The organism is Streptomyces pseudogriseolus, from assembly GCA_002154585.1.
Taxonomy (GTDB): domain Bacteria; phylum Actinomycetota; class Actinomycetes; order Streptomycetales; family Streptomycetaceae; genus Streptomyces; species Streptomyces pseudogriseolus.
Window position 1 is genome coordinate 1 of record MUNG01000569.1, and the last position, 3,173, is coordinate 3,173.

The 3,173-nt window shown below is 69.8% G+C and carries 3 protein-coding genes; all 3 read left to right on the forward strand.

Translation table 11 applies throughout. The annotated features are described in order from the left end of the window. Positions 1-322: 322 nt before the first annotated feature. Complete coding sequence (gene rplM / locus CCN29_RS32780) at positions 323-766, forward strand: 50S ribosomal protein L13 (protein WP_006130762.1); 444 nt, start codon at positions 323-325, stop codon at positions 764-766. Positions 767-808: 42 nt separating this feature from the next. Next, positions 809-1,321 carry a 30S ribosomal protein S9 gene (gene rpsI / locus CCN29_RS32785; protein WP_006130761.1) on the forward strand — a complete coding sequence of 171 codons (513 nt, stop codon included), beginning with the start codon at positions 809-811 and terminating at the stop codon, positions 1,319-1,321. A gap of 371 nt (positions 1,322-1,692) precedes the next feature. Next, positions 1,693-3,051, forward strand: a complete 1,359-nt coding sequence (gene glmM, locus CCN29_RS32790; RefSeq protein WP_086686143.1) for a phosphoglucosamine mutase — start codon at positions 1,693-1,695, stop codon at positions 3,049-3,051. Positions 3,052-3,173 lie beyond the last annotated feature (122 nt).

A 3,173-nucleotide genomic window follows, 5' to 3' on the forward strand; every position in this document is an offset into this window, starting at 1 on the left:
GCCGGACGGGTCAAAACGAGCCCGCCGCCCGTGGGCACGCCCCATTTTACGGCCGTACGGGGGCGCCGTACGGCCGTAAAATGGGGCGTGCCCACGGGCGGCGGGCTCGTTTTGACCCGTCCGGCCGAGCACGGGTATTCTGCGTCTCTGTTGTGTGTAGTGGCTTACTCATTCTCACGTGAGGGGCCCTTACACCGGTCCACCGGGCCGATGACCAGCGACCAGCACGCGGTTTGCGTCACCGCTGTGCGGTCAGGGCTGTCGTGATCGTCTTCGGTGACCTTGTCAGGACCATTCACTGAAGAAGCGAAGGCTACGAACCGTGCGTACGTACAGCCCCAAGCCCGGCGATGTGACGCGCCAGTGGCACGTCATCGACGCTCAGGACGTCGTCCTGGGCCGTCTGGCCTCCACTGCCGCCTCCATCCTGCGCGGCAAGCACAAGCCCATCTACGCCCCTCACGTCGACACCGGTGACTTCGTCATCATCATCAACGCCGACAAGGTGCACCTCTCCGGCAACAAGCGGACCCAGAAGATGGCGTACCGCCACTCGGGCTACCCGGGCGGTCTGCGCTCCGTCCGCTACGACGAGCTGCTTGCCAAGAACCCCGAGAAGGCCATCGAGAAGGCCGTCAAGGGCATGCTCCCCAAGAACACCCTGGGCCGTCAGATGCTCTCGAAGCTGAAGGTCTACTCGGGCGACCAGCACCCGCACGGCGCTCAGCAGCCGGTGCCGTTCGAGATCACCCAGGTCGCGCAGTAAGTCCGGCCACCCCCTAAGACCGAAAAGAATCTGAGGAGCATCGTGGCCGAGACCACTGCCGAGCAGCCGCTCGAAGAGCTTGACATCGACAGCTACACCACCGAGTCCGAGGCCCCCGTCGAGGGCGAGTACACCTCGGAGTCCATGGCGTCCCGCTTCGGCGAGCCCCAGCCGGCCGCCGGCCTGGGCCGTCGCAAGAACGCCATCGCCCGCGTCCGGATCGTCCCGGGCACCGGCAAGTGGAAGATCAACGGTCGCACCCTCGAGGACTACTTCCCGAACAAGGTGCACCAGCAGGAAGTGAACGAGCCCTTCAAGGTGCTCGAGCTCGAGGGCCGCTACGACGTCATCGCCCGCATCGCGGGTGGCGGTGTCTCCGGTCAGGCCGGTGCGCTCCGTCTCGGTGTCGCCCGTGCGCTGAACGAGGCGGACGTCGACAACAACCGTGGCCCGCTGAAGAAGGCCGGCTTCCTGCGCCGCGACGACCGCGCGGTCGAGCGGAAGAAGGCCGGTCTGAAGAAGGCCCGCAAGGCGCCGCAGTACAGCAAGCGCTAATCGCAGGGCGCTCGCGCGTACTCCGAACGCCCCGGCGGCACGCCAACGTGCTGCCGGGGCGTTCGTTTATTCACTGGCGTGGGCGTATAACGGCACAAGGCGCTCAAACGCTAATGTGATCGGATGGTCGGGCGGTGACGCCGTGGTGTACGGCCGATGGCGTTTGCCTTGCGGGAGGCGCCGGGTGCCGGGCCGGGAACCGGGTGCTGGACGCCGGGAGCCGCGGTTGGTTCGCGACCGTCGAAATATCAAGAGCTCAGCTTTGTCAGTGGCACAGCCGTCGGCCGTACGGGCCGGTCCAACGCCTCGGCGGGACCTAGGTGGCGGGGCCCTGGAGGGCTGTCGGTACTGACGCATCCTCAGGAGGACAAGTGGGACGACTCTTCGGCACGGACGGCGTGCGCGGTGTCGCCAACGCGGATCTCACGGCGGAGATGGCCCTCGGCCTGTCCGTCGCCGCCGCGCACGTACTGGCCGAGGCGGGCACGTTCGAAGGGCACCGGCCCACCGCCGTCGTCGGGCGTGACCCGCGCGCGTCCGGGGAGTTCCTGGAGGCCGCCGTGGTCGCCGGGCTCGCCAGCGCGGGCGTGGACGTCCTGCGGGTCGGCGTGCTGCCGACGCCGGCCGTCGCCCACCTCACGGGTGCGCTCGGCGCCGACCTCGGCGTGATGCTCTCCGCTAGCCACAACGCCATGCCCGACAACGGCATCAAGTTCTTCGCCCGCGGAGGGCACAAGCTCGCCGACGAGCTGGAGGACCGGATCGAGGCGGTCTACGAGGAGCACCGGACCGGTGCGCCGTGGGACCGGCCCACCGGGGCCGGGGTCGGACGCGTGCGGGACTACGCGGAAGGGCTCGACACGTATGTCGCCCACCTCGTGGGCGTGCTGCCGAACCGGCTCGACGGGCTGAAGATCGTGCTGGACGAGGCGCACGGGGCGGCGTCGCAGGTGTCGCCCGAGGCGTTCCGGCGGGCCGGGGCCGAGGTCGTGACCATCGGTGCCGAGCCGGACGGGCTGAACATCAACGACGGGTGCGGGTCGACGCACCTCGCGCAGCTGAAGGTGGCCGTCGTCGAGCACGGGGCCGCCCTCGGGATCGCGCACGACGGGGACGCCGACCGGTGCCTCGCCGTCGACCACACGGGGGAGGAGGTCGACGGGGACCAGATCCTCGCCGTGCTGGCGCTCGCCATGCGGGAGCGGGGGGCGCTGCGGTCCGATGCGGTCGTCGCGACGGTCATGTCGAACCTCGGGTTCAAGCTCGCCATGGAGCGGGAGGGGATCCGGCTCGTCCAGACGGCGGTGGGGGACCGGTACGTCCTGGAGGAGATGAAGCAGCACGGGTTCGCCTTGGGCGGCGAGCAGTCCGGGCACGTGATCGTTCTCGACCACGCGACGACCGGGGACGGGACGCTGACGGGGCTGCTGCTGGCGGCGCGGGTTGCCGAGAGCGGGCGGACGTTGCGGGAGCTGGCCTCCGTGATGGAGCGGCTGCCGCAGGTGCTGATCAATGTCCCTGACGTGGACAAGTCCCGGGTGAAGACGTCGGCGGAGCTGGCCACGGCGGTGGGTGAGGCCGAGCGGGAGCTCGGGGAGACCGGGCGGGTGCTGTTGCGTCCCTCCGGGACGGAGCCGTTGGTGCGGGTCATGGTCGAGGCGGCCGACATCGATCAGGCTCGGTCCGTGGCGGGGCGGCTCGCGGATGCGGTGAAGTCGGCGCTGGGCTGAGAGCCGCGGTGCGGTGCGTGTCTGCGGCGCTGGGCTGAGGTTCGCGGTGCGGTGCGGTGCGTGCCTGCGGTGCGGGGGTCTGGCCGGTGGGGGGTTGCGGTCGGATGCCTGCGGCGCAGGGT